27 protein-coding genes and 1 pseudogene are annotated in these 25,973 nt (G+C 52.8%); 10 read left to right on the forward strand and 18 right to left on the reverse strand.

Annotated features, from left to right (window positions below):
- Positions 1-188: 188 nt before the first annotated feature.
- Positions 189-1,295 (reverse strand): aspartate-semialdehyde dehydrogenase, encoded by a 1,107-nt coding sequence (gene asd / locus OGX66_RS03295; protein ID WP_003837862.1) that lies wholly within the window; start codon positions 1,293-1,295, stop codon positions 189-191.
- A 191-nt stretch (positions 1,296-1,486) separates the two neighbouring features.
- On the opposite strand from asd, the gene yhgN reads away from it, so the two are divergent.
- Positions 1,487-2,080, forward strand: a complete 594-nt coding sequence (gene yhgN, locus OGX66_RS03300) for an NAAT family transporter YhgN (protein ID WP_003023480.1) — start codon at positions 1,487-1,489, stop codon at positions 2,078-2,080.
- Positions 2,081-3,207: 1,127 nt separating this feature from the next.
- Complete coding sequence (locus OGX66_RS03305; RefSeq protein WP_003023478.1) at positions 3,208-3,654, forward strand: lipoate--protein ligase family protein; 447 nt, start codon at positions 3,208-3,210, stop codon at positions 3,652-3,654.
- Between the two features lie 95 nt (positions 3,655-3,749).
- Here the strand turns inward: OGX66_RS03305 and gntU are convergent, their stop codons facing one another.
- The 5 genes from gntU to OGX66_RS03330 form a co-directional block, all read right to left on the reverse strand.
- Complete coding sequence (gene gntU, locus OGX66_RS03310) at positions 3,750-5,090, reverse strand: gluconate transporter (RefSeq protein ID WP_003023477.1); 1,341 nt, start codon at positions 5,088-5,090, stop codon at positions 3,750-3,752.
- A complete protein-coding gene (gntK, locus tag OGX66_RS03315; RefSeq protein ID WP_003023475.1) occupies positions 5,090-5,620 on the reverse strand; it encodes a gluconokinase in 531 nt (176 codons plus the stop codon). The genes gntU and gntK overlap by 1 nt, the downstream gene beginning before the upstream one ends.
- A 141-nt stretch (positions 5,621-5,761) precedes the next feature.
- The gene (gene gntR / locus OGX66_RS03320; protein WP_003023473.1) at positions 5,762-6,757 is read right to left on the reverse strand and encodes a gluconate operon transcriptional repressor GntR; all 996 of its coding nucleotides are present in this window, start codon (positions 6,755-6,757) and stop codon (positions 5,762-5,764) included.
- 129 nt (positions 6,758-6,886) lie between these two features.
- The gene (gene yhhW, locus OGX66_RS03325; RefSeq protein ID WP_003023472.1) at positions 6,887-7,582 is read right to left on the reverse strand and encodes a quercetin 2,3-dioxygenase; all 696 of its coding nucleotides are present in this window, start codon (positions 7,580-7,582) and stop codon (positions 6,887-6,889) included.
- Positions 7,583-7,705: 123 nt separating this feature from the next.
- Positions 7,706-8,743, reverse strand: coding sequence for an oxidoreductase (locus OGX66_RS03330; protein ID WP_003837856.1), 1,038 nt, complete (start codon positions 8,741-8,743; stop codon positions 7,706-7,708).
- A gap of 58 nt (positions 8,744-8,801) precedes the next feature.
- On the opposite strand from OGX66_RS03330, the gene OGX66_RS03335 reads away from it, so the two are divergent.
- From OGX66_RS03335 to OGX66_RS03355, 5 genes are all read left to right on the forward strand, one after another.
- Entirely contained in the window at positions 8,802-8,933 is a 132-nt protein-coding gene (locus OGX66_RS03335; RefSeq protein WP_256258890.1) for a hypothetical protein, read from the forward strand.
- Between the two features lie 226 nt (positions 8,934-9,159).
- Positions 9,160-9,648 carry an N-acetyltransferase gene (yhhY, locus tag OGX66_RS03340; RefSeq protein WP_003023469.1) on the forward strand — a complete coding sequence of 163 codons (489 nt, stop codon included), beginning with the start codon at positions 9,160-9,162 and terminating at the stop codon, positions 9,646-9,648.
- A gap of 46 nt (positions 9,649-9,694) precedes the next feature.
- On the forward strand, positions 9,695-10,579 hold the full coding sequence (locus tag OGX66_RS03345) for a hypothetical protein (protein WP_032937247.1): 885 nt from the start codon (positions 9,695-9,697) through the stop codon (positions 10,577-10,579).
- A gap of 273 nt (positions 10,580-10,852) precedes the next feature.
- Positions 10,853-12,001, forward strand: coding sequence for a type VI secretion system tube protein TssD (tssD, locus tag OGX66_RS03350; protein WP_136345932.1), 1,149 nt, complete (start codon positions 10,853-10,855; stop codon positions 11,999-12,001).
- Positions 11,991-12,227 (forward strand): hypothetical protein, encoded by a 237-nt coding sequence (locus OGX66_RS03355; protein ID WP_044713905.1) that lies wholly within the window; start codon positions 11,991-11,993, stop codon positions 12,225-12,227. The genes tssD and OGX66_RS03355 overlap by 11 nt, the downstream gene beginning before the upstream one ends.
- 61 nt (positions 12,228-12,288) lie before the next feature.
- Here the strand turns inward: OGX66_RS03355 and ggt are convergent, their stop codons facing one another.
- Positions 12,289-14,034 (reverse strand): gamma-glutamyltransferase, encoded by a 1,746-nt coding sequence (gene ggt / locus OGX66_RS03360; protein WP_048218792.1) that lies wholly within the window; start codon positions 14,032-14,034, stop codon positions 12,289-12,291.
- Between the two features lie 118 nt (positions 14,035-14,152).
- Between ggt and OGX66_RS03365 the strand changes: the two genes are divergently transcribed.
- On the forward strand, positions 14,153-14,593 hold the full coding sequence (locus OGX66_RS03365) for a DUF2756 family protein (RefSeq protein WP_003023456.1): 441 nt from the start codon (positions 14,153-14,155) through the stop codon (positions 14,591-14,593).
- Here OGX66_RS03365 and ugpQ read toward each other — a convergent pair.
- The 11 genes from ugpQ to livK form a co-directional block, all read right to left on the reverse strand.
- Positions 14,590-15,333 (reverse strand): glycerophosphodiester phosphodiesterase, encoded by a 744-nt coding sequence (gene ugpQ / locus OGX66_RS03370; protein ID WP_049003511.1) that lies wholly within the window; start codon positions 15,331-15,333, stop codon positions 14,590-14,592. The genes OGX66_RS03365 and ugpQ overlap by 4 nt on opposite strands.
- The gene (locus tag OGX66_RS03375) at positions 15,330-16,400 is read right to left on the reverse strand and encodes a sn-glycerol-3-phosphate import ATP-binding protein UgpC (protein WP_003837845.1); all 1,071 of its coding nucleotides are present in this window, start codon (positions 16,398-16,400) and stop codon (positions 15,330-15,332) included. Before OGX66_RS03375 ends, ugpQ begins: the two co-directional genes overlap by 4 nt.
- Before the next feature lie 2 nt (positions 16,401-16,402).
- A complete protein-coding gene (ugpE, locus tag OGX66_RS03380) occupies positions 16,403-17,248 on the reverse strand; it encodes a sn-glycerol-3-phosphate ABC transporter permease UgpE (RefSeq protein ID WP_270932817.1) in 846 nt (281 codons plus the stop codon).
- Complete coding sequence (gene ugpA / locus OGX66_RS03385) at positions 17,245-18,132, reverse strand: sn-glycerol-3-phosphate ABC transporter permease UgpA (RefSeq protein WP_003837841.1); 888 nt, start codon at positions 18,130-18,132, stop codon at positions 17,245-17,247. Before ugpA ends, ugpE begins: the two co-directional genes overlap by 4 nt.
- 100 nt (positions 18,133-18,232) lie before the next feature.
- Positions 18,233-19,549: a sn-glycerol-3-phosphate ABC transporter substrate-binding protein UgpB gene (ugpB, locus tag OGX66_RS03390; protein WP_003837839.1), complete on the reverse strand. Its 1,317-nt coding sequence runs from the start codon at positions 19,547-19,549 to the stop codon at positions 18,233-18,235.
- 246 nt (positions 19,550-19,795) lie between these two features.
- On the reverse strand, positions 19,796-20,077 hold the full coding sequence (locus tag OGX66_RS03395) for a hypothetical protein (protein ID WP_003023442.1): 282 nt from the start codon (positions 20,075-20,077) through the stop codon (positions 19,796-19,798).
- Between the two features lie 102 nt (positions 20,078-20,179).
- A complete protein-coding gene (livF, locus tag OGX66_RS03400; protein ID WP_003827581.1) occupies positions 20,180-20,893 on the reverse strand; it encodes a high-affinity branched-chain amino acid ABC transporter ATP-binding protein LivF in 714 nt (237 codons plus the stop codon).
- A 17-nt stretch (positions 20,894-20,910) separates the two neighbouring features.
- The gene (livG, locus tag OGX66_RS03405; RefSeq protein ID WP_003023438.1) at positions 20,911-21,678 is read right to left on the reverse strand and encodes a high-affinity branched-chain amino acid ABC transporter ATP-binding protein LivG; all 768 of its coding nucleotides are present in this window, start codon (positions 21,676-21,678) and stop codon (positions 20,911-20,913) included.
- Positions 21,675-22,952, reverse strand: a complete 1,278-nt coding sequence (gene livM / locus OGX66_RS03410) for a branched chain amino acid ABC transporter permease LivM (RefSeq protein WP_286510900.1) — start codon at positions 22,950-22,952, stop codon at positions 21,675-21,677. The genes livG and livM overlap by 4 nt, the downstream gene beginning before the upstream one ends.
- A complete protein-coding gene (gene livH / locus OGX66_RS03415) occupies positions 22,949-23,875 on the reverse strand; it encodes a high-affinity branched-chain amino acid ABC transporter permease LivH (RefSeq protein WP_003023435.1) in 927 nt (308 codons plus the stop codon). The genes livM and livH overlap by 4 nt, the downstream gene beginning before the upstream one ends.
- A gap of 61 nt (positions 23,876-23,936) precedes the next feature.
- Positions 23,937-25,046: a high-affinity branched-chain amino acid ABC transporter substrate-binding protein LivK gene (gene livK / locus OGX66_RS03420; RefSeq protein WP_003023433.1), complete on the reverse strand. Its 1,110-nt coding sequence runs from the start codon at positions 25,044-25,046 to the stop codon at positions 23,937-23,939.
- Positions 25,047-25,469: 423 nt separating this feature from the next.
- Between livK and panM the strand changes: the two genes are divergently transcribed.
- Entirely contained in the window at positions 25,470-25,853 is a 384-nt protein-coding gene (gene panM, locus OGX66_RS03425; RefSeq protein ID WP_003846184.1) for an aspartate 1-decarboxylase autocleavage activator PanM, read from the forward strand.
- Positions 25,838-25,965, forward strand: a pseudogene (locus OGX66_RS24580) (hypothetical protein). Before panM ends, OGX66_RS24580 begins: the two are co-directional and overlap by 16 nt.
- Positions 25,966-25,973: the final 8 nt, after the last annotated feature.

Here is a 25,973-nt window from a genome sequence, read left to right on the forward strand (position 1 = left end):
GCACAATTGTGCATCCTCTCTGCGTCGTCCCACCTTCAGGCAACAACTTAATACCTCCGGTACTAAGTCACCCTTAAAGAATAGCCAATGCTTTATCTTACTCCTGGTAAAAAATGAAACATCTGCGCTTACTCCTGTATTACGCAAAAAAAAGGGTGACTCAGCACCCTTTGATCATTAACAAACCATTACGCCAGTTGACGTAACATGCGGCGCAATGGCTCCGCAGCACCCCAAAGCAGCTGGTCACCTACGGTAAAGGCTGACAGGAACTCCGGTCCCATATTCAGCTTACGCAGACGACCTACTGGCGTGGTCAACGTGCCGGTAACGGCCGCCGGGGTTAACTCACGCATTGTGATTTCACGATCGTTTGGTACTACTTTCGCCCACGGGTTGTGCGCCGCCAGCAGTTCTTCCACGGTCGGAATAGACACATCTTTTTTCAGTTTGATGGTGAACGCCTGGCTGTGGCAGCGCAGCGCGCCGACGCGCACGCACAGACCATCAACCGGGATCACGGAAGACGTGTTGAGAATTTTGTTGGTTTCCGCCTGTCCCTTCCACTCTTCACGGCTCTGACCGTTATCGAGCTGTTTGTCGATCCACGGAATCAGGCTACCGGCCAGCGGTACGCCAAAGTTATCAACCGGCAGTTCACCGCTACGGGACAGGGTCGTCACTTTACGTTCGATGTCGAGAATAGCAGAGGATGGGGTCGCCAGCTCCTCGGCCACATGGCCATACAGATGGCCCATCTGAGACAACAGCTCGCGCATGTGACGCGCGCCGCCGCCGGAAGCCGCCTGATAGGTCGCCACGGAGACCCAATCGACCAGGTCGTTGGCAAACAGGCCACCGAGGGACATCAGCATCAGGCTAACGGTGCAGTTACCGCCGACAAAGGTCTTAATACCTTTATTCAGGCCATCGGTGATGACATCCTGGTTAACCGGATCGAGAATAATGATGGCGTCGTCTTTCATACGCAGCGAAGAGGCCGCGTCAATCCAGTAACCCTGCCAACCGCTTTCACGAAGCTTTGGATAGATTTCGTTGGTATAATCGCCGCCCTGACAGGTCACGATGATATCGAGCGCCTTCAGCGCATCCAGATCAAAAGCGTCCTGAAGCGTGCCGGTCGCGGTTCCACCGAATGTCGGTGCCGCCTGCCCGAGCTGGGAAGTAGAAAAGAAAACAGGGCGAATGGCGTCGAAGTCACGCTCCTCAACCATGCGTTGCATGAGAACAGAGCCGACCATACCGCGCCAGCCGATAAAACCAACATTTTTCATAGCGTTTTTTTCCTGCAGAGATGTGTGCTGTGTATGTATGCCAGTGTCCTGGTGGCATATCCTTCACCATACAAAATGCAGCCAAAGTCGCAAGTGAAATTAATCAATGATAGCGAAGCCATCAGTAATGCGACTTATCCCGCTGCGCAAGCAAGCAGAAAGTCCGTGGTAATTATCAGGGAATTTGAGTTATGAATGAAATCATTTCAGCGGCAGTTTTATTGATCCTGATTATGGATCCACTCGGAAATCTGCCCATTTTCATGTCCGTATTGAAACATACCGAACCAAAACGCCGCCGCGCGATTATGATTCGCGAGCTGTTCATTGCGCTGTTGGTGATGCTGATATTCCTGTTTGCGGGCGAGAAAATTCTGGCATTTCTTAACCTGCGCGCGGAAACCGTTTCTATCTCCGGGGGCATCATTTTGTTCCTGATCGCCATTAAGATGATTTTCCCCAGCGCCACCGGGAATAGCACCGGGCTTCCGGCGGGTGAAGAGCCGTTTATCGTGCCGCTGGCGATCCCGCTGGTAGCCGGTCCGACAATCCTGGCTTCATTAATGCTGTTGTCGCATCAGTATCCTAATCAGATGGGGCATCTGGTAATCGCCCTGCTGATCGCCTGGGGCGGTACGTTTGTGATTCTGTTGCAGTCGTCGCTGTTTTTGCGTCTGCTGGGGGAGAAAGGGGTGAACGCGCTGGAGCGCCTGATGGGGCTGATTCTGGTGATGATGGCCACCCAGATGTTCCTCGACGGCGTACGGATGTGGATGAAGGGGTGATGTACTCGTTTCACGCCGGGTGGCGGCTTCGCCTTACCCGGCCTACGATGTGGATGTGTGCTCATTTGTAGGCCCGGTAAGCATAGCGCCACCGAGCAATGGTGTTGAAACTGGAAGAACATGGCATTTCAGAGAACGGTTCCGTTCACGTTATGTTCGTTGCTTCTCTGGAGTTTCTTCATCGGTGAACGTGTTAAGGGGGCTACGCAGCCCCCTTAACAATCCCGGCTCTCCGGCAGGAAAATTGTTGCTGCGCAATACCCTCCGCTTATTCCTCCAGGCTACCGGGCCGGGCGCGAGGAAACGTCCCTGTAAAACGCGCCCTGAGCCAGCATCCATGCTGGCTCCCCCGGCCTTACGGAAACACGTCGGCAATTTTCAGCCGGGCCAGCCCACACCTGACCATCTGCGTTTTTATTTGAACAGGTTTGGACAGCAAAACAAATTTAACTGGAAGTCAGAGCGTTGAAGCGATGACACCGGTCCGGCTGAAAATCGATGAGGCGTTGACGGCTGACCGGGTCTGCCCGCAGGGATGCGGGCAGAGGGGACGGCCTGCAGGGACGCAGGCTCGGCCCCGACCCGACAGGCAGACGGAATAAGACGAATAACTCGCGCAGCGACGATTTTCCCGCCGGGAGCCTGGGTTGCAAGGGAGGCGGCGGTGAGCCTCCCTTGCACGTTCACGGGTATCAGCGCTTCAAAGAAATGACACCACTGAGGTGAACGGAAACCTGAGCAATAATCACATGTTCACCCTACATGCTTAACTGAACGGCATTGCGCTGTAATTTCAGGTATTCCTTATGCTTTTAAGTCGCTGATATAACGTATTTTCATTTCTGCGAAGCGCCTTCCGGAATGCCCTCTTGTCAGCATCGTGGATTAGCCTTATCTTCTCGCTGCACCTGCAAAATCAGGTGTCAGGATTGGTCCCCTGATTACCTCATTCGCGATAAAATTCACTTTTGTCGTGCGACCAGCTACACCTCTATGGTGGGCTGGACGGTGGCGTCGTAAGACGCACCGGTATCCAATGAGGCCGGTAGGACCAACTCCGTTCAGCCCGCCACCAAAAGGTTGGTCCCTTAGGTGGCGGTAAAATTTGACTCATTGGAGGCTGCCCTATGGCGACTACCCCTCTCTTTTCACACTCTTTATTTACCCTGCCCTTTAGCCATGCCACGGACTTCACCGAACTGGCGGATAACTGCGAGCGTTTTGTCGAAGGACTGGTTGAATGCCATGACCCGGTTGAAAAACTGGCGATTTGTGCACGTCTGTCGGCCTGTCTCGCGTTATTGCAACCGACCTTAACGGAGCCTGTACCGCAGCATCTGCAGGCCAGTCTGACGGTAGAAACATTCCCGACCCGTTTTCCCCTTTTCGAGCCTGAGACAGACCAGATGGGGCGTTACTGCCAGCTTTTGACGCATTTACTGATGAGCAAAACGCTTTCTGATGATATGGAGCGAGTAGCGGGTGATTTGCTGCAGGATTTGGTGGGTTATTTCGCCGACACGCTGAAAGCGCCGCGTTGGTTGAAAACCGAGGATGGGGTGATGGTGCTGTAAAAAAGCCGGGTGACGCTTGCGCTTACCCGGCCTACGATGTGGATGTGAGCTCGTTTCCAGGCCCGGTAAGCGCAAGCGCCACCGGGCAACAAGACTCAGCTCAACAGCTGGAAGGCAATCATACCGACAATTGCGCCGACCGTACCGAGGATGGTTTCCATCATCGTCCAGGTCTTCAGCGTTTGTGCTTCCGTTGCGCCGGTAAATTTACCGAACAACCAGAAACCGGCGTCGTTAACGTGGCTGACCACGATCGAGCCGCCTGCGATACAAATAGACAGTGCCGCCATCTGTGCGCCGGAGAAGTTTAGCTGTTCAATCACCGGCATCACCAGACCGACCGCCGTTAAGCACGCCACGGTCGCAGAACCCTGAATGATACGCACCGCTGCCGCCAGCACGAAGCAGGTAATGGCAATCGGCAGACCCATTCCGGTTAACGCTTCGCCCAGCGCCGGACCGACGCCGGAATCAACCAGCACTTGTTTAAACACGCCACCTGCACCGATCACCAGCAGGATAATCCCCGCCGGTTGCAGCGCATGACCGCAGATCTCCATCACTTTGTCTTTTGGCATACCCTGGCGAATCGCCAGACCGTAAATCGCCACCAGACAGGCAACCAGAATCGCGGTAAACGGGTGACCGATAAACTCAAACCATTCGTAAGTTGAAGAACCAACCGGCACAAAGCGCGCGGCGATGGTTTTCAGACCAACCAATACCAGCGGCAGCAGGATCAGCGACAAGCTAAAACCGAAGGACGGCATTTTACCTTCGCCCAGATGCGGCTCGGTAATGTCATCAGGAATGTTCAGCTCAACGTAACGGCTGATGAAATTACCCCACAGCGGCCCGGCGATAATCATGCCCGGAATCGCGGCACACAGGCCAATCAGGATCATCCAGCCAAAGTCAGCGTGCATCTGCGAAGCCAGCAACATCGGCGCTGGCCCCGGCAGTAAAAACGCCGCAGCCGCCGCTACGCCTGCAAACAACGGAATGACTAATTTAACCAGGTTGGTACCGGTGTGACGCGCCATCGAGAACGCTACGCTAATCAGCAGCACAATCGCTACCTCAAAGAACAGCGGTAGCGCGCAAATCAGACCGGCCAGGCCAATCGCGTAATGTGCGCGGCTGTGGCCGAAGGATTTCAGCATTTTGACGGCAATTTGATCGACTGCGCCGGTCTCATGCAAAATCTTGCCAAACATCGCCCCCAACGCCACAACAATCGCCAGGAAACCGAGCGTGCCTCCCATCCCTTTTTCCATAGTCGCGGCGATTTTATCGAGCGGCATACCGGAAAAGAGACCTGCACCAATAGACACCACCATCAAAGCAAGGAAGGCGTGCATACGCGCCTTCATCACTAAAAACAGCAGTAATAAAACGGACCCTACTGCTGTTAAAACAAGCGTTAATGTACTCACTACTTACTGCCCTGGTTAATAACCTCAATGGTGCTGGCGACCACACCGTCCAGTGGTTGATCGATATCGACCACCAGTACATCGTTTTCATTCGCACCTGGTTCTTCCAGCGCTTCAAACTGGGTCACCAGCATCTGCGTTTTGAAGAAGTGGCCTTTACGCGCTTTTAGACGACTTTCGATAACGTCAAAATCCCCTTTCAGATAGATGAAAGAGAGGTTCGGGTTACCGTCGCGCAGCTGGTCGCGATAGACTTTTTTCAGAGCGGAACAGACGATCAGCGAAACCTTGTTGGTACGCTGCATCGCAAAGGCGGCGTCATTCAGCGCCTGTAACCACGGTTTACGGTCATCATCGTTGAGTGGCTCACCGGAAGCCATTTTCATGATGTTGCTGCGCGGATGGAGAAAATCGCCATCAAGAAACGCGGCCTGCAGTTGATGCGCCACTTCGCTGGCGACAGCAGATTTACCGCTGCCCGATACGCCCATCAGAACGTAAACGTGGTGATCATGATTAGTCGTGCTCAAAGCGTTGCCCCCACTGGTACAAGAATCTGGAAATTGTTACGGGTAACTGTTATCGGTAACATTGTCCAGCCGGATAAATAGAGAAGCAATATCCATTCGTGCTCGAAGTGTATAAGTGTGAGCTACTTCAAACTTGTTGGCTTAAATAGATCCGCCCGGTGACAAGGTGAAACCTAAATCTAACATTTTAGGTGTGACTGCTTCACCACGGATGCGCGCCAGCAGGCGTTCAGCACCAATGCTGCCCATGCGTTCACGCGGCGTGAGCACGCTCGCCAGACGCGGCTCCATCACCTGTCCGATGTCGTGACCGTGGAATCCAGCAATCGCCATGTCATCCGGGATTTTCAGCCCTAAACGCTGGCATTCGAAGGCCGCCCCTACCGCCAGGTCATCGTTGGTACAGAAAATGCCGTCGAGCTGCGGGTATTCGCGCCGCGCCTGACGGATGAGTTCAATACCGGAGGAGTAGGAAGAAGACTGTTCCACCATCACGCTGTACGGCACCAGGTTGGCATCGCGCATTGCCTGCTCGTAGCCCCTCTGTTTGATGATAGTACGTTCATCAAGACGTGCGCCAAGATAGGCAACATGACGGTGCCCGCGGGCGATGATAGCGGCAGTCATCTGGCGCGCGGCTTCAAAGTTGTCGAAACCGACGGCGATATCCAGACACGGGGACTGGCTGTCCATCAGCTCAACCACCGGGATACCGGCGACCTCAATCATTTTCAGCGTACGAGGCGTATGGCTACGTTCGGTGAGGATCAGGCCATCGATATTCCACGACAGCATCGATTCCAGGCGCTCTTGTTCCATTTCGGGCTTATAGCCGTAGTGCGCGAGCATAGTTTGATAACCATGGGCGTCGGTGACGGCCTCAATGCCGCGTAACACTTCAGCAAAAACCTGGTTAGTGAGAGACGGTAACAACACGCCGATAGCGCGACTGGTGGCGTTAGAAAGGATATCAGGAGCGCGATTGGGAATATAACCCAGCTCATCAAGTGCAGCGGCAATTTTGCCCCGCAGCGCCACGGAGACCTGCTCCGGGTTACGCAAAAAGCGACTGACCGTCATTTTGGTCACGCCCACGCGGTCGGCTACATCCTGAAGTACGGGTCTTTTCTTTTTCATCGTCCTGAAGCGTTAAAAAGGGATAGATTCCCCCAGTTTACCACGGACGCACGGAATTAATGACAAACGATGAAAAGCCGGATGGCAACGCTTTCGCGTCTTATCCGGCCTACATCAGGTTACAGCACGTTAGACTGGCGGCAGATCAAACAATAACACTTCGCTGTCGCTGTCGGCATGAATAGAAATTGCCTGTTCATCCCAGATTGCCAGACCGTCGCTGGTGGTCGCTTTGGTTCCGTTAATGGTGACGTTGCCTTTAACGACCTGGATCCAGACGCGACGTTCAGCGGCAATCTGATGTACCGACTGCTCATCTTTGACCAGCGCCCAACGGTACAGCTCCATATCCTGGTACACTTTCAGTGAGCCATCGCGGGCATCAGGCGACAGCACCAGTTGTTTACCCTGAGCGGCATCGAAACGGCGCTGTTCATAGCGCGGCGTAATACCGTTTTCCTGCGGCATGATCCAGATCTGATACAGATGCAGCTTCTCAGTATTACTCGGGTTGTACTCCGAGTGACGGATCCCCGTCCCGGCGCTCATAATCTGAAACTCTCCGGCCGGAACCTGCTCTTTGTTGCCCATGCTGTCCTGATGTTCCACCGCGCCTTCCAGCACGTAGGTCAGGATTTCCATGTCTTTATGGGGGTGAGTGCCAAAGCCCTGGCCTGCGTCAATCACGTCATCGTTAATCACGCGCAGTGCCGAGAACCCCATAAAGTTCGGGTCATAGTAGTTGGCAAAAGAGAAGGTATGCCAGGAATCGAGCCAGCCATGATTCGCATGGCCGCGGTCGTTAGCTTTGCGTAAATAGATCATTGTGTTCACCCCCAGATGTTTTCGATGGAGTAAGTGTGGACTCAATCCGCCTGGGATCATAGAGGGTGAAAATTGACTCCTCTGTTCAAAAAATATGAACAAGCCCAGAGGAGTCGGTAAAGGCTATTTGGCGAGGGTTATCGTCGCGGGAGAGGCCTGTTCGAAGGCGCGTTCGAGAATCTCCAGGTTGGTAAGAACTTCAGATTCCTTGACGTAATTAGGCGTACCGGCGGTCAGCGTCTGGTACAGCGCATCATAGACGCGACCGTAATCCCCCACCTCCGGCTTCACCTCTTCTTTTACTGTGATGCCGTCATCGTTGACATACTCCAGCATTCCGATGGAATCATCAGCAGCGAAACCTGGCTCACCCGGCATGATATTGGCCTTCAGACTGGTTTCCTGCTGGTCGATGCCGTACTTCACAAACGAGCCTTTGGTGCCATGGACGATAAACTTCGGATAGTCGATTTTCACCAGATGACTGGTTTTAACAATGGCTTTCAGGTCGCCGTAAAACAGCTGCGCTTCAAAGGTATCGTCCGGGTTCGCTTTATTACGCAGGCTGCGGATGTCATAGGCCACATGATCGGGGCGTCCGAACAGCGAGATAATCTGATCCATTGTATGTACGCCCAGGCCATAAAATGCGCCATCCTGTGGCAATCCCGGCTTAGTTTCCGCCTCGGGACGGTAGTAATCGAAATGGCTTTCAACCTCAACAATTTCGCCGAGCTTGCCGCTCTCAATCGCTTTTTTAGCAGTGAGAAAGCAGGAGTCAAAACGGCGATTCTGATACGGCGTAACGGTCAGCCCTTTGCTTTGCGCCAGTTCGAACAGCACTTTTGCTTCTGCCAGCGTCGGCGTGAACGGTTTCTCAACCAGCACGTTTTTACCCGCCTCAAGCGCACGTTTGGCGTAGTCAAAATGGCTGTCAGCATGGGTACAAACGATCACTAACTTCACCTGCGGATCGTTTAAGATCTCGTCGAGGTCGCTGGTGAAGTGAATATGTGAATACTGCGGCGCCTGCTCTTCCGGCCTGGCGTTACGGCGGAAAATATGCGCGACATGCCAGCTATTTTTGCGGTTGAGGACGTACGGCAAATGGTAGCGAGTGGTACTTTTACCAAAACCAATAAATGCGCAGTGTAAGGTCATGAGACAGTCCTTTTGAAGGTGATTGTCTACACCATAGCGCAAAGCGGCTGGAGACTGAATGTTGGATTCTTTGCCGGTTGCGGCGTTGCCTTATCCGGCCTACAAAACCCAGGTCTCAGCCGTAGGCCGGATAAGCGCAAGCGCCATCCGGCATCATCCCGGGGACAAAATGACAAGTAAGCCAGGCTGAAACAAAACCCCAAAAAAAAAGCCAGCAAAAGCTGGCTAAAGTAATACTGGAAGCAATGTGAGCAATGTCGTGCTTTCAGGTTCTCCGTAGGGGTTCCCCTGAACGCAGAGCAATAATAATCATTCTCATTCGCACTTGTCTACTTCTTTTTGCAAAAAAATGCAGTTGACGGAATTTTCTTTCTCAGCGAGGGTAAAGACTCAATTAACCCTGAAGGAGATAAGGAATGAGTGAGATAGTGATACGCCACGCTGAACCGAAAGATTACGACGCAATTCGTCAGATCCATGCCCAGCCAGAGGTGTATCACAACACGCTACAGGTTCCTCATCCTTCCATGGAGATGTGGCAAGAGCGACTAACCGAACGGGTCGGAATCAAACAACTGGTCGCGTGCATTGATGATATCGTCGTCGGACATCTCTGTATTGAGGTCGCGCAGCGCCCGCGCCGCAGCCATGTCGCCGATTTTGGTATCTGCGTTGATGCCCGCTGGCAGAATCGCGGCGTTGCCAGCGCGCTTCTCCGTACGATGATCGACATGTGCGACAACTGGCTGCGCGTCGACCGTATCGAGTTAACAGTGTTTGTGGATAACGAACCTGCGGTTGCGGTCTATAAAAAGCATGGCTTTGAGATCGAAGGGACAGGTAAGAAATACGGCCTGCGCAACGGCGAGTACGTGGATGCATATTTTATGGCACGCGTGAAATAAATTTAAGGGCGAGTCTTATCGCCCTGCTTATTGAAAGGACGCAATAGTGAAAAAGTTTGTTCCCCTGGTTTTACTGGCCTCGCTCTCCCCAGCTTTTGCCACTACCGTACAAAATCTCGATGCCGTACCCGGCGTTATTCAACATACTGAAGGTAAACAGATTTTTGCTGAGCAAATGGCAGGGGCAACACCTGCGAAAGGATTTGGTGAACTTCCACAGGGATTATCAGAGAACCAGTGGATTGGCTGGGTTGCGCCGAACGAAAATCCTAATAATCTGATCCTCACCGGCGCCAAAGCCTGGGGAAAAGAGGGTAAATATATTGGCATTGCCTGTTTTGCTGACAATCAGGCCGATGCCGGGCAGGCAAAAAAGTACGCGGATAACACCTGTCCGGAAAACTACAACAACGGACGCGCCAATAAATTATATCTCGGCGTTTTCTCCTGGCAGAACCAACAGCTGCAGCCGATTGCCCGCTCGGAAAAACCATTAAACCAGATTTCAGCGTGGAATAAAGCTGCCGAGAAAGAGAGCGATGATGAGTCCGTCAGACCGCTGGCTTATTATACAAAATTGGATCTGGCACCGTACCGGATCGCTCCCGATACTCTGGCGTTCGGGGTGCGCGGTGGCTACTCCGATGCCTACTCCGGCGGCGGGGCGTTTTATGAAGTGCTGGAACTCTACACCATCAAAGACAGCAAGATAATCAACGTGTTTTCTGACCTTGTTTATTACTATTCGGATATCGCCGGAGACTGGAATAAAGACGGCACAAGGCAGCACGACATCAGCGAGAGTAAGTACATCCTGAAATTGCGGTCGGCAAAGACGCAGGGATTTTATGATTTAGAGGTCGTGAACCTGCAGGATAAAAGCAGCCAAATATTTCACTGGTCTGAATCACTGCAACAGTATGTTCCTTAAGGAACTAATAAGACCTGCAACGTTCAGAACGATGCAGGCCATCAATATGGAATAAAAAATATCAACACATATTCAATTAATAATTCACAGTTATTAAATATACAAACACTTGCCCCACACATTATTTATATTCAGATTACCCTCAAAAAAAAATCCAATTAAAATGAAACGTTTTGTTTCTGCTATATACGAACACCATCAAAAAGCGTAATTAAAAATGGAAGAATAAAAACCTCCGTTTTACAATAACACATAATAAAGGATAAGGATATCATGAGTGATATCGTCTATCTGATGGTTTCAGGGCAGCAACAAGGCGCCATTTCTGACGGATGTGGAACCCTTGCATCTGTGGGTAATCGCTGGCAAATCGGACACGAGGACGAAATCTTTGCCTTTTCGCTCGCTAATAGTATAACCAGTACCGGCAAAGGCTCTCAGTTGCACGGACTACGCTTTTGTAAGCTGATCGATAAAAGCACGCCGTTGTTTATTAATGCGATTAACAACAACGAGCAATTGTATATGGAGTTTTATTTCTACCGCATCAATAGATTTGGTAGATGGGAGAAATATTATTATATTCAACTACGAGGAGCATTCTTATCCGGTATTCAGCAGCAGTTCAGTGAAAATAGTTTAGATACAGAAACAATAACCATCAGCTATGAATATATCCTCTGCAAACATCTTATTGCCAACACTGAGTTCAGTTACCTGGCGTTTCCCGAGAATTACAACCGCCTGTTTATCCCCCCTCCAAAAACTCCCGCAAACAACGGCCTCAAAACGTTAAACAGCAAAGGGATTGGCAGACTGCTTGCCGCCGGAGGGATCTACAACGGGAATATCGACGGCTTTAGGGAAACGGCGGAGAAGCTGGGAGGCGATGCGCCTGCGGGTTACGAGCAGGTCATGGATAACAAAGGATTACTCATTCTTGGCGCTTCAGTAGTTGCTGGATTAACCATGGGCAGAATGAAATTTCCTGAATTAGAAGAACTGGAGCATTTTGGAGCTAGGGGAGCCGTATCAGGACGAACATTCAATCCCGAGCTTGCAGGGGGGCCAATAGAGAACCTGACAACTGGTGGTGTTACCATTAACAAAGAAGGCATTACTACAGTTGAAAAACATATTTCCAGATTTATTCACGACCCTGCAAATGACGTTATGATTAGCAGGCTTAAAGACATAGAAAAGGGTAAAATGCCACCAGAGCAGGTAGATCTAAATTACTACACTCATGAATGTCGAGAGTATCAACGCTATTGTAATTTAGGCTGGGAAACTGGGCAGCCTGACGGTGATGCAGGATATGACCTTTGGAATCATGCCCACACAGCCACGCTAGAAGATTATAAACTTAAAGGATCGCTTGACGATTTATTCCACCCGGACGCACTTAACTATGATAACTGAAATTGAACTTAACGTACTGAAAGTTATGGCTGAAAAAGATATTAACTGGAACTGGATGAATCTGGATCGCGCACTGTCCTTTAAAGGAATACCTGGTTTCAGCAATGTTGTTAATATTGTCAATAAATTGGCCAGTGAGGGATTGGTAAATATTGAAGATAGCGGACATAAATCCATGCCTTACTACCGCGTTTCAGAGCAAGGATACAAGCTACTGAAAAAATAACTCTGATCGAGGCTCAGCGCAGAAACAGCAAGCCCTCTTCCACCGAAGAGGGCCTCTCAAATCAGTATCCCGCCGTTAAATCATCCACGGAACGCGGGTCGGATGCGCCATACAGTGCGCCATCCGGTCCTACCATAATGCTCTGCGTGCTGCCCATCGCTTCCTTCAGTGCGACTTTCTGCCCTTTCTGCTCCAGCAGCTTAATGGTGTCCGGGCTAAACCCTTTCTCAACGCGCAGTTCATCGGGCAACCACTGATGATGGAAGCGCGGCGCGTTGGTCGCTTCGGCGACGTTCATTCCAAAATCAATGCTGTTGACTACCATTTGCAGCACGGTGGTGATGATTCGGCTCCCGCCAGGGCTGCCGGTAACCAGCCAGGTTTTCCCGTCTTTTACCACGATAGTCGGCGACATTGATGACAGCGGACGCTTCTTCGGCCCAACCGCGTTAGCATCGCCACCCACCAGCCCATAAACGTTTGGCACGCCCGGCTTGGCGGAGAAATCGTCCATTTCGTTATTAAGCAGAATGCCGGTGTTACCCGCCACAATCCCAGTGCCGAAGGTGGTGTTCAGCGTATACGTCACCGCCACGGCATTACCGTCTTTATCCACCACCGAGAAATGGGTGGTCTGATTGCTTTCATACGGCGCGAGCTTGCCAGGTTTGATCTGGCTGGAAGGCTTAGCCTTGTTGATATCAATTTGATCGGCAAGCGATTTGGCATAGGCTTTATTGGTCAGCGCCTGCCACGGTACTTTCACAAAATCCGGGTCGCCCAGATACTCCGAGCGGTCGGCGTAGGCATATTTCTCCGCTTCAGCCATTACCTGCATGGCATCAGCGCTGCCAAACCCGTACTTCTTCATATCGAAGTTTTCGAGAATATTGAGGATCTGTACGATGTGAATACCGCCAGAGGACGGCGGTGGCATGGAGAAGACCTGATATCCGCGATAGTCGCCGCTAATCGGCGTACGCTCCACGGCTTTATAGCTGGCTAAATCCTCTTTGGTCATCAACCCGCCGTTTTTCTGCATTTCCTCCGCAATCTGATCGGCAATTGCCCCTTTATAAAACGCATCCGGACCGTTCTCGGCAATCATCTCCAGGCTTTTCGCCAGGTTCGTTTGCACCAGCTTGTCGCCCTTTTTCAGCGGCTCGCCGTCTTTCCAGAAAATGGCTTTGCTGTTCTCGTGATTAGGGAGCACTTCGCTGCCATAGGTTTTCAGATCGTCAGCCAGCGCGTCGTTAACCACAAAGCCTTCTTCCGCTAGCTTCATTGCCGGGCGCACGACTTTGTTCAGCGGCATCGTGCCGTATTTCTCCAGCGCCAGCGAGAAACCCGCCACGGTACCCGGCGTACCGGATGCCAGATGTGAGGTTAGCGACTTTTTCGCATCGGCGTTGCCCTGTTCATCGAGGAACATGTCGCGGGTCGCGCCAGCGGGAGCCATTTCACGAAAATCGATCGCCGTGGTGTTACCGTCTTTGGTACGCAGCAGCATAAACCCGCCGCCGCCCAGATTGCCCGCCTGCGGATGCGTCACCGCCAGCGCGTAGCCAACGGCTACAGCGGCATCAACGGCATTCCCTCCCTGTTTCAGAATATCCACCCCAACCTGGGTGGCTAAAGCATCTACGGAAGCCACCATCCCCTGTTGCGCGCGAACGGGATGGAACACATCTTCCTCGACACCGTAGGATACCGGCGGTGGCGCAGCCGGCGCGGCAGCCACGCTAAAACAACTTCCTGAGAGCAGAGCAGCAATGGCTACCCGGCGTAAAAACGTCGGTTTTATCATCGTTATTCTCCAGATGTACGGGGGTCGGCCCCCACTAAGCCTGGTGCATAACTCTGAAATAATCATCGTAACGGCGAGAAAGGAGTAAACTTAAATGATCCCCGAGAGGAGAAAAGCGATGAAACGACTCTTACTTTTAGCCATGCTCTTGCCGTTTGCAGGCTTTGCACAGCCCATCAACACCATGAATAACCCGAATCAACCCGGTTATCAGATCCCGAGCCAGCAGCGTATGCAAACCCAAATGCAATCACAGCAGATTCAGCAGAAAGGGATGCTCAACCAGCAGTTGCAAACGCAGACGCGCATGCAGCAACAGCATATGGAAAACCAAATCAACACCAACACCCAGCGCGTGCTGCAGTCTCAGCCGGGCGAGTTGAATCCTGGACAGCAGCAAATGCTGCCTAACAGTAACGGTGGGATGTTGAGTGGAACCCGTAATCCGGACAGCTCGCTCAATAAGCAACATATGCTGTCGGAGAAAAAGAACGGCGACATGCTGAAGCCCTCCAGCACGCCGCAACCTAACGTTCCGTTAAAAACGATTGGGCCTTAACTGGGCTGGAAATCCGGACCAATGGTATCAATGGCATCGGTACAGATGCTGTCTACGCCCCAGCGCAGCAGTTCTGCCGCGCGCTGGGGTCGGTTGACGGTATAAACCAGAATACGTAGCCCAGCATCGCGCAGCGCATCCACGCGCGCCTCATCCAGCAGCTTATGATTAAGATGAATAGAGACGCAGCCAAGCCGCGTGGTCAGTTCACGCCAGTCCTCGCGCCATTCATCCAGCAGCAAACCTCTCGGCAGTTCAGGCACCGCCTGCTGCGCCGCTTCTAGCGCATCAATTTCAAAGGATGACAACAGTGGTGGCGTCATTCCCGCCCACAATTCACGCGCGGCCAGCGCCACGACCTTCCCGGTGAGCGCCCCCGTCCCGGTGGTGGGTTTGATCTCAATATTTGCCATCATGCCGTGCTGGCGACAGCGCTCAGCAACTTGCGAGAGCAGCGGCAACGGTTCGCCTTTAAACTCACCGCTAAACCAGCTGCCGGCGTCAACACGCAATAGATCCTGCCAGTTCAATTCGCCAGCCACGCCCCAGCCGTTGCTGGTGCGTTCCAGGTTGTCGTCATGCAGTAAGAAGATCTCACCGTCTTTCGACAATTTAGCGTCAAACTCGATCATGGTATGCCCATATTGCGCCCCCATGTCGATTGCCGCCAGGGTGTTTTCCGGGGCTAACTTACCGCCGCCGCGATGGGCGACAATATGGGGGTAAGGCCAGTTATTCATACGCGTTGTCCTGTTTCGCCATCAAAAAGATGCAGATGATGTTCTGGCAGATGCAGCCACAGCGTACTGCCTGCCGTCGGGCGATGCTGATGCGCCAACCGCACCACCAGCTTTTGCTCACCCCAACGTCCATGTGCCAGATTATCCGCACCTAGCATTTCCAGCGTGTCGACGACCAGCGGCACGCCGCCTTCGGCCTGCGAGCTTAGCGCAATATGCTCCGGGCGGATACCCAGCGTCATGTTACGCCCAATACACTCCCTGGCGCTTCTGCCGATGGGTAACGTCATGCCGCCCTCCAGCTCAAAATGGGTACCCGTAGCGCTGATGCGCCCATCGAGCAGATTCATCGCCGGGCTGCCGATAAAGCTCGCCACAAAGCGGCTGGCGGGTTTTTCATACACCTCAACTGGGGTGCCGATTTGCTCGGCAATACCTTTGTTCATTACCATTACCCGTTGGGCGAGGGTCATCGCTTCAACCTGATCGTGCGTCACGTACAGCGAGGTGGTTTTCAGTCGGCGATGCAGATGTTGTAACTCCAGACGCATCTGTACGCGCAGCTTGGCATCAAGGTTAGAAAGCGGCTCATCGAACAGGAATACCGCCGGGTCACGTACAATCGCTCGTCCCATCGCTACGCGCTGGCGCTGGCCGCCGGAAAGTTCGCGCGGACGACGTTTGAGCAGCTCACCCAGCTCGAGAATACGTGCCGCCTCTTTTACCCGCTCAGCAATATGCTCCTTGCCCATCCCGCGGATTTTCAGCCCCCAGGCCATGTTTTCTTCCACGCTCATATGCGGGTAGAGAGCATAGTTTTGAAAGACCATCGCAATGCCGCGATCCTTCGGCTCCATCTCGGTGACGCGTTTATTATCAATCCAGATATCGCCGCCGCTTACCCGTTCAAGCCCGGCCACCATCCGCAGCAGCGTAGACTTACCGCAGCCGGATGGCCCAACCATCACAATAAATTCCCCGTCCGCGACGTCCAGCGTCAGCGGTTTAATCACCTGGGTTTTACCGTCCCAGCTTTTGGTTACTGCCTGTAGTTTTAAACCAGCCATTTTTATTTCTCACTGTCCACTAAACCACGCACAAACGCGCGCTGCATGGCTAACACGATGATTACCGGAGGGATGAGCGTCAGCAGCATGGCGGCCATTACCTGGTTCCACTGCGTGGTGCCTTCACCGGTGGCAATCATGCCTTTGATACCCGCCACCGCAGTGCCCAAATTGACGTCGGTAATAATTAACAACGGCCACAGATACTGGTTCCAGCCGTAGATAAAGGTGATCACGAATAGCGCCGCCAGATTGGTTTTTGACAGCGGTAGTACGATATCGCGGAAAAAACGCATTGGTGACGCGCCGTCAATACGCGCCGCCTCAACCAGTTCATCCGGCAGGGTCATAAAGAACTGACGGAACAGGAAAGTCGCTGTCGCAGATGCCATCAACGGCAGCGTCAGACCCGCATAGCTGTCGAGCATCTTCAGATTGGCGATCACTTCTACCGTCGGGAAAATACGCACCTCAACCGGTAGCATCAGGGTGATAAAAATCATCCAGAAGAACAGGTTGCGCAGCGGAAAGCGAAACCAGACGATGGCGAATGCGGAGAGCATAGAGGCGGTAATTTTCCCTACCGTAATGCTGAACGCCATGATGAAACTGTTGAGCATCATCAGCCAGAACGGCGCGCTGTTAACGCCCACGCCGTTGATCCAGATGTATTTCATGTTTTCCAGCAGCTGTGTGCCGGGAACCAGCGTCATCGGCGTCTCAAACACCGCTTTGTTGTCCAGCGTCGCCGCGACAAACGCGACGTACAACGGAAACAGGATCACCATGATCCCCATAATCAACATGGCATGGCTGAATATTGTCAGCCCACGACGGTTCTCAATCATTGGTAACGCACCTTACTTTCCACATAGCGGAACTGCACCACCGTCAAAATAATGACCAGGAACATCAGCACCACCGATTGTGCAGCGGAAGAAGCCAGATCCAGCCCGACAAAACCTTCGCGATAGATCTTATAAATCAGCGTCGTGGTCGCCTGTACCGGCCCGCCTGCAGTGGCAGCATCAATCACCGGGAAGGTGTCAAAGAAGGCATACACCAGATTCACCACCAGCAGGAAGAAGCTCACCGGGGCAATGAGCGGCAGCGCCAGTTTAAAGAAGCGGCGAACCGGCCCCGCACCGTCAATCGCGGCGGCTTCGATCAGCGAGCGAGGAATAGACTGCAGTGCGGCAAAGAAGAACAGGAAGTTGTAACTAATCTGCTTCCAGACCGACGCAAACACCACCAGGAACATTGCCTGACCGCTGTTTTGCGCATGGTTCCAGTCATAGCCAAACTCACCGAGAAAATGGGTAATCAGCCCGCGCCCGGGGTTAAACAGGAAGATCCACAATACGGCGGCAACGGCGGGCGCAACCGCGTAAGGCAACAGCATCAGCGTTTGGTAAAAACGGCTGCCGCGCACCACGTAATTCACCAACGCCGCAAAAAATAACGACACCAGCAGACCGCTTACCGTGACTAACGTACTGAACTTAATGGTGGTCCAGAATGAGTCGAGGTAGTACGGGTCATGAAACAGCGCGACAAAGTTTTCCAGTCCGACAAACTGGCTGGAAAGACCAAACGGATCAACGGATTGTAGCGAGTACCACAGCGCTTCACCGGCAGGCCAGATAAAGAAAATAACGGTGATAACCAGCTGCGGAGCCACCAGTAAATAGGGAAGCCAGCGCGAACGGAACACCGGACGAGATGAAGACATGGAAGTTTGATTCCTGAACAGCGCCGGATGGCGCTACGCTTATCCGGCCTACGCGCATTTGTAGGCCGGGTAAGGCGCAGCCGCCACCCGGCATTTCACATTACGATTTGGTCGATTGCTCAAAGCGGCGCAATAACTGATTGCCACGCTCAACGGCGGCATCCAGCGCCTGCTGCGGGGTTTTCTTCCCGGTCCAGACGCTTTCCAGCTCTTCATCCACAATGGTACGGATCTGCGGCATGTTGCCCAGACGCAGCCCTTTGGTGAACGGCAACGGCGGCTTGTTCAGCATCTGGCGGGTGGCGATATCAGCCCCAGGGTTCTTATCATAGAAGCCCTGCTCACGGGTCAGGTCGTAGGCAGCTGTGGTGATCGGCAGATAGCCGGTCTTCTGGTGCCATTCAGCAGCAATTTCAGGCTTCGCCAGGAAGTTGAGGAACTTCGCCACGCCTTCGTAGGTGGCTTTGTCTTTGCCCTGCATCACCCAAAGACTGGCCCCACCGATAATTGCGTTCTGCGGCGCGCCCTTCACATCGGCATCGTACGGCATCATTCCGACGCCATAGTTGAATTTCGCGTAATGGCGGATATCAGCCAGCGAACCGGAAGAGGCGGTGGTAATGGCACAATCCCCGTTATAGAACTTCTCAGTGGATTCGTCCTTACGCCCGAAGTAGCTGAAATCGCCTTTTTTGTTCAGCTCTTCCAGCAGAGCGATATGTTTTACCTGTTCCGGTTTATTGAACTCCAGCACTGCGTCAGTACCGTCAAAACCGTTGTTTTTGGTTGCTACCGGCAGACCGTTCCAGGCGCTGAAGTTTTCAATCTGAATCCATCCCTGCCAGCCGCTGGCGTAACCGCACTTCATGCCTGCCGCTTTCAGCTTCGCGGTGTACTCCGCCAGGTCCTGCCAGGTTTTCGGCGGCTGCTCAGGGTCTAAACCAGCTTTTTTAAAGGCATCTTTGTTGTAGTACAGCACCGGAGTGGAGCTGTTAAACGGTTGAGAAAGCAAATGTCCGCTTTTAGAGTCGGTGTAATAACCGGATACCGTCGGTACGAACTGAGACTCATCGAAGTTAATACCAGCCTCTTTGAATACTTCATAGACCGGTTTAATGGCTTTCGAAGCCATCATCGTTGCTGTACCCACTTCATAAACCTGTAGCAGCGCGGGCGCGTTTCCGGTACGGAAAGCGGCAATTCCTGCACTCAGGCTCTGCTCGTAGTTGCCTTTGTACTGCGGAACAATTTTGTAGTCGGGATTGGCGGCATTAAAACGTTGCGCCAGAGAATCAACTTCTTTACCCAGTTCGCCTTCCATTGAGTGCCAGAATGGGATGGTGGTGACCGCCAGTGCCTGACCTGCAAACGCCAGGCTAAGTGCCAGTCCTAAAGCTGTATGTCGTAACGATATCATCGGTTATCTCTCTTGTTGTGCCGGATGCGCGATATCACGCGTTTTATGCTCGCGGGGGTAACATGACATGCTCGAATGACAGAAAAATAACTTTTTTATTACAAAAAAAAGATAGTAAGGCGACAAACAGATGGCAAGGCGGTGAAAGCGTAGTGACAGGAAAATGCGGAGTGGTGCACAACAAAGCCGGGTAGCGGTATGCCTTACCCGGCCAGGATGGCGTTATCTGTTGCTGCAGGAGAAAGATTAATCTCTGCGCCAGCGTCGTTCGTACTCATTCTGTAAACGCTGCTGCTCTCGTCGCTCACGTTCACGTTGGATATCTGATTTATCATCTTCCCAGCCCGGGCATACCGAGCTGGTAAACACTTCGCAGGGCGAGTCGGATTGCGCTAACGGGTTGTCCGATTTCTCTTCCCAGATTGCGGGATCGCGCGGGTCAAACGCTGGCGGTGTCGAGGCCAGGGTAGTTAAAGAAAGCGTCAAAAACAAACTGCCAATCATCATGCAGGTACCTGAACGAATCATCCTTTCTCCATGTTCATTTTTTATTATTGATAACTATTCTCAATAATAACATAGCGCAATAAAAAGGGGCCACAGCGGGCCCCTTGTCTATTCAGAGAATGATTAACCGCCAAGATACGCACTGCGCACCGCTTCGTTAGCCAGTAGCGCATCGCCGGTGTCTTCCAGCACCACATGACCGTTTTCCAGCACGTAGCCGCGATCGGCGAGCTTCAGCGCCTGGTTAGCGTTCTGTTCGACAAGGAAGATGGTCATCCCCTGCTCGCGCAGTTGCTCAATGGTGTTAAAGATCTGCTGGATGATAATCGGCGCCAGACCCAGCGATGGTTCATCAAGCAGTAGCAGCCTCGGCTGGCTCATCAGCGCACGGCCTATCGCTAGCATCTGCTGTTCACCGCCGGACATCGTTCCCGCACGTTGAATACGACGCTCATGCAGGCGAGGAAACAGGTCATACACCCACTTGATGCGTTCCTGAAACTGGTCTTTCTCGGCAAAGAAACCGCCCATCGCCAGGTTCTCTTCCACCGTCATACGGGAAAACACGCGACGTCCTTCCGGCACAATCGCTACCGCTTCGCGCATGATTTTCGCCGTCTGCCAGTCGGTAATGTCTTTACCATCAAAGACGATTCGCCCGCTGGTCGCTCGCGGGTCGCCACACAATGTGCCGAGCAGCGTGGTTTTTCCCGCGCCGTTGGCACCAATCAGAGTAACGATTTCACCCTGGTTGATATACAAGCTGACGTCATGCAGCGCCTGTATCTTGCCGTAGTGGGCGTTGACTTTGTCGAACGATAACATCGCCTTATCCATATTAATCCTCGCCCCCATTATGCTTCACCTAAATAGGCGCGGATAACATCCGGGTTATTACGAATCTGTTCCGGCGTCCCATTCGCCAGCGGCGTGCCCTGGTTCACCACGTAAATACGATCGGAAATACCCATCACCAGCTTCATGTCGTGCTCAATCAACAAAATGGTGGTGTTGTGATGGTTACGCAGTTCAGCAATCAGCTCGTCCAGCTCTTTGGTCTCTTTCGGGTTGAGTCCCGCAGCGGGTTCGTCGAGCATCAGAATTTCCGGCTGGGTCACCATGCAACGGGCAATCTCCAGACGACGTTGATCGCCATAGGCCAGGTTACTCGCCTGACGGTTGGCGTGCTCCAGCAAACCAATACGCTCCAGCCAGGTGGCGGCACGATCCAACGCTTCACTCTGCGCGCGACGGAACGACGGAGTTTTCAACAGGCCGGAGAAGACGCCGGTTTTCAGTTGCTGATGTTGCGCCACCAGCAGGTTTTCAATCACCGTCATTTCGCGAAACAGACGTACGTGTTGGAAAGTACGCACCACGCCCATACGCGCGATTTGCTGACCCGGTAGTCCTTCCAGGTGCTGGTCGCGCAGCTTAATCGTCCCGCCGGTCGGCTTATAAAAACCGGTCAGACAGTTAAAGACCGTGGTTTTTCCCGCGCCGTTTGGCCCGATTAACGAAACTATTTCCTGCGGCCGCAGTTCCAGTTCAACGTTGTTTACCGCCAGCAGACCGCCGAAGCGCATCATCAGGCCGTTAACGGATAATAATGGCTGACTCATGCCTGCTCTCCTTTTGCTTCCCCGTTTTTCAGCTTCAACTGTGGACGGGTCATCGGCAACAAGCCCTGCGGACGCCAGATCATCATCAGTACCATTAAACCACCCAGCATTAACATGCTGTATTCGTTGAAATCACGCATCAGCTCGCGTGACACTACCAGCAGGATGGCCGCGAGGATCACCGCAAACTGTGAGCCCATTCCGCCCAATACCACAATTGCCAGCACAAAGGCCGACTCGGCAAAGGTGAAGGATTCCGGGCTGACGAAGCCCTGGCGCGCGGCAAACAGCGTACCGGCAAAACCGGCAAACGCGGCGCTGATGGTAAAAGCTGTCAGTTTGATGCGCGTAGGGTTTAAGCCCAGCGAGCGACAGGCTATTTCATCTTCACGCAGCGCTTCCCACGCACGGCCCAACGGCATACGCAGCAGACGGTTAATCACAAACAGCGAGAAGACCACCAGCAGCAGTGCCACCAGATAGAGGAAAATGACGCGGTCAGAGGGATCGTACTTGACGTTAAAGAAGTTGCTGAAGGTATCCCAGCCGCCTTCACGAGCGGTACGGCTAAACTCCAGACCGAAAAAGGTCGGTTTCGGGATCTGGCTGATACCGTTCGGGCCACCGGTCACTTCGGTGTTGTTGAGCAGCAGGATACGGACGATTTCACCGAAGCCTAAGGTCACAATAGCCAGATAATCACCGCGCAGGCGCAGTACCGGGAAGCCGAGCAGGAAGCCCGCAGCAGCGGAAACCAGCCCAGCCAGCAGCAGACAGGTCCAGAAACCGAGTCCGTAATAGTGGTTCAGCAGCGCGAAGGTGTAAGCGCCGATGGCATAAAAGCCGCCGTAGCCCAGCACCAGCAGGCCGGAAAGCCCCACCACCACGTTTAAGCCGAGGCCGAGGATGATATAAATCATCGTCAGCGTGGCGATATCCACCGTACCGCGCGAGACCATAAACGGCCACGCCACGGCAATCACCAGCAACGCCACCAGGAACAGCTTCTGTTTAACGGTGGAGCCGTCAATCGCCGGCAGAATAAACTTCGGTCCGGAGACGCTCTTCAGGCCCTTCTGGAAAGCTGGACGCAGCAACTGAAAGAGGAAGACCACGCCAGTACCAATAAACACCCACTGCCAGCGAATATCTGCCGCGGAATCCACCACCAGTTTGGTGCCGTCAAGCTCTAACTGAACGCCCATAAAGACGCCCGCCAGGACAAAGAACATGGCGGCAGAGAGCAGCGCCATTGCAAAATGCATCGGTTTCATACTTTCTCTACCTCCGGGCGACCCAGAATACCGGTCGGCATCACCAGCAGCACCAGAATCAGCAGCGCGAATGAAACGACGTCTTTGTATTCAGTACTCAGATAAGCAGAGGAGAGCGCTTCCGCGACGCCCAGAATCAGGCCGCCGATCATCGCCCCAGGAATGCTGCCGATGCCGCCAAGCACCGCTGCGGTAAAGGCCTTCATCCCGGCCATAAAGCCGATGTACGGGTTAATTACGCCATAGAATTGACCAAGCAGCACGCCCGCGACCGCCGCCATTGCCGCGCCAATCACAAAGGTCAGCGCAATCACGCGATCGGTGTTGATGCCGAGCAGGCTGGCCATTTTCAAGTCTTCCGCGCAGGCACGGCAGGCGCGACCCATACGGGAGTAACGGATAAACAGCGTCAGCGCCAGCATCGCCAGGAAGGTTACAATCCAGATAACCAGCTGCATGGTGGTGATGGAAGCAGAGAAGTTTTCGCTACTGCCAACGGTCCACTGGCCATTAAACAGGCTGGGCAGTGCCACATCGCGCGAACCTTCCGTCAGGCTGACGTAGTTTTGCAGGAAGATGGACATCCCGATGGCGGAAATCAGCGCGATCAGGCGCTTAGAGCTGCGCACGGGTCGATACGCCACGCGTTCAATGCTCCAGCCGTAGGCGCTGGCAATCACAATCGCGCCGACGAAGCCCGCCGCGACCAGTAGCCAACTGGAATCAATGCCCATCATCATTAGCGCGGCGATGATCATAAAGGAGACATAGCTGCCGATCATATACACCTCGCCATGGGCGAAGTTGATCATGCCGATAATGCCGTACACCATCGTGTAACCGATGGCGATCAGCGCGTAGGTGCTTCCCAGCGTGACGCCGTTAAACATCTGCTGCAAGAAATAGAGGAACTGCTCGGACATAAGGTAACCTTTTTATACCCGCCCATTTTACACGGGCGGTGGGATAACTCGTCTTCAGGTATTACTTCGCAACGGTCGATGAACCGTCCGCATGCCACTGGAAGACACCAAACTCAAATCCCTTCAAATCGCCTTTTTCGTCCCATTTCAGCGGCCCAATCACGGTATCAGCCCCGTGTGCTTTCAGATCTTTCACCAGGTCCAGCGGCTCTTTGCTACCGCTGCGATCCATTGCTGTCGCCAATGACTGGACGGCTGCATAAGTGATCCACACGTACGGTCCAGTTGGATCTTTCTTGTCAGCTTTGAGCGCATCGACGATAGCTTTATTCGCCGGATCCTGGTCATAGCGTTTTGGCATGGTCACCAGCATGCCTTCAGCGGCATCACCAGCAATGTTAGACAGCGACGCATTGCCGACGCCCTCTGGTCCCATAAACTGGGTTTTCAGCCCGACGGAACGTGCCTGGCGCAGCATTTGCCCCATTTCCGGGTAGTAGCCGCCGTAATAAACAAAGTCGATATTTTCTTTTTTCAGGCGAGCGATCAGCGCAGAAAAATCTTTTTCCCCGGCGGTGATACCGTCAAAGAAAACGATGTTGGCTTTACCCGCTTTCAGGCTGTCCTGCACTGAACGCGCCAGGCCTTCACCGTATTGCTGTTTATCGTGAATGATGGCAATGCGCTGCGGCTTCACCTTCTCCAGAATGTATTTCGCGGCGGTCGGCCCTTGAGAGGAGTCCAGGCCCGCTGTACGCATAATGTGAGCGTAACCTCGCTGGGTCAGTTCCGGGTTTGTGGCGCCCGGAGAAATCATCAGAATGCCTTCATCTTCATAGATATCTGATGCGGGCTGCGTGGAAGATGAGCACAGATGTCCAATAACGTACTGAATGCCGTCATTGACGATTTTGTTCGCTACCGCAACGGCCTGTTTCGGATCGCAGGCGTCGTCATATTCCACAGCGACCAGTTTGTCGCCTTTGACCCCGCCTTTGGCATTGATATCTTTAATGGCCTGACGTGCGCCATTAAATTCCATATCACCCCACTGCGCGACCGGACCTGACATCGCGCCGACAACAGCGACCTTGATATCTTCCGCCATGACCGCGTGTGACATTGCCAGTGCTATCACCCCTGCGATGATTGTTTTCGCATTCCGTTTCATTACCTGAATCCCCATTCGTGACGTAATTAATATTTTGTATTTATGTGGTTAAAAAGCAGTCTGTGCTTTTTTTGAACTGCACTATTTTTACCAGTCTCATTAATGGTTTAGCGCAGCCATTTAAGCAAAATCAGGCTAAAATCTCTATTTTTCAGTCGATTAAGAAAAGATAATATTCTGCTTTTCACTATAGATAAACAAAAAAAAGCACGTTTGTCAGCATAAAATAACGGCACAAAGAGCCGAATAAAATGCTGCATTCCAGGGTATTATTCTGCCTGTTTTTCAATCTCTACGGTTTCAAACTGTCATTACTGTTGTTACAAAATTATTAATCTGGTTATTCACATAAAAAAGAGAAAGCATCCGGGTGAATTATTTCGGTACACTCATTCCATCTTTTGTGATTTGGACATGCTGTTAATGAAGCTGACCATCGTTCGTTTAGAGAACTTTAGCGACCAGGACCAGATTGATCTGGGCAAAATCTGGCCGGAATATTCCGCCTCATCATTAAGCGTAGATGAAACGCACCGGATCTACGCCGCGCGCTTTAACGAGCGTCTGTTAGGCGCAGTTCGCGTAACCCTGAGCGGCACGCAAGGCGCATTGGATTCCTTGCGCGTACGCGATATCACCCGCCGCCGCGGCGTCGGGCAGTATTTGATCGAAGAAGTGATCCGGGAAAACCCTGACGTGAGTTCATGGTGGATGGCCGACGTCGGCGTTGAAGACCGCAGCGTGATGGCCGCGTTTATGCAGGCGTTAGGGTTTACGGCCCAGGAAAATGGCTGGGAAAAAAGATAAAAAAGCCGGATGGCGCTGACGCTTATCCGGCCTACATGCTGGGAGCAAAAAATAAAAAACCACCTCGCAATTTTCCAAGAATTTCACGTTGCAGGAAGGCGGCAAGTTATGAAGTCCCCG

Source organism: Citrobacter sp. Cf072, from assembly GCF_030334485.1.
GTDB lineage: Bacteria > Pseudomonadota > Gammaproteobacteria > Enterobacterales > Enterobacteriaceae > Citrobacter > Citrobacter freundii.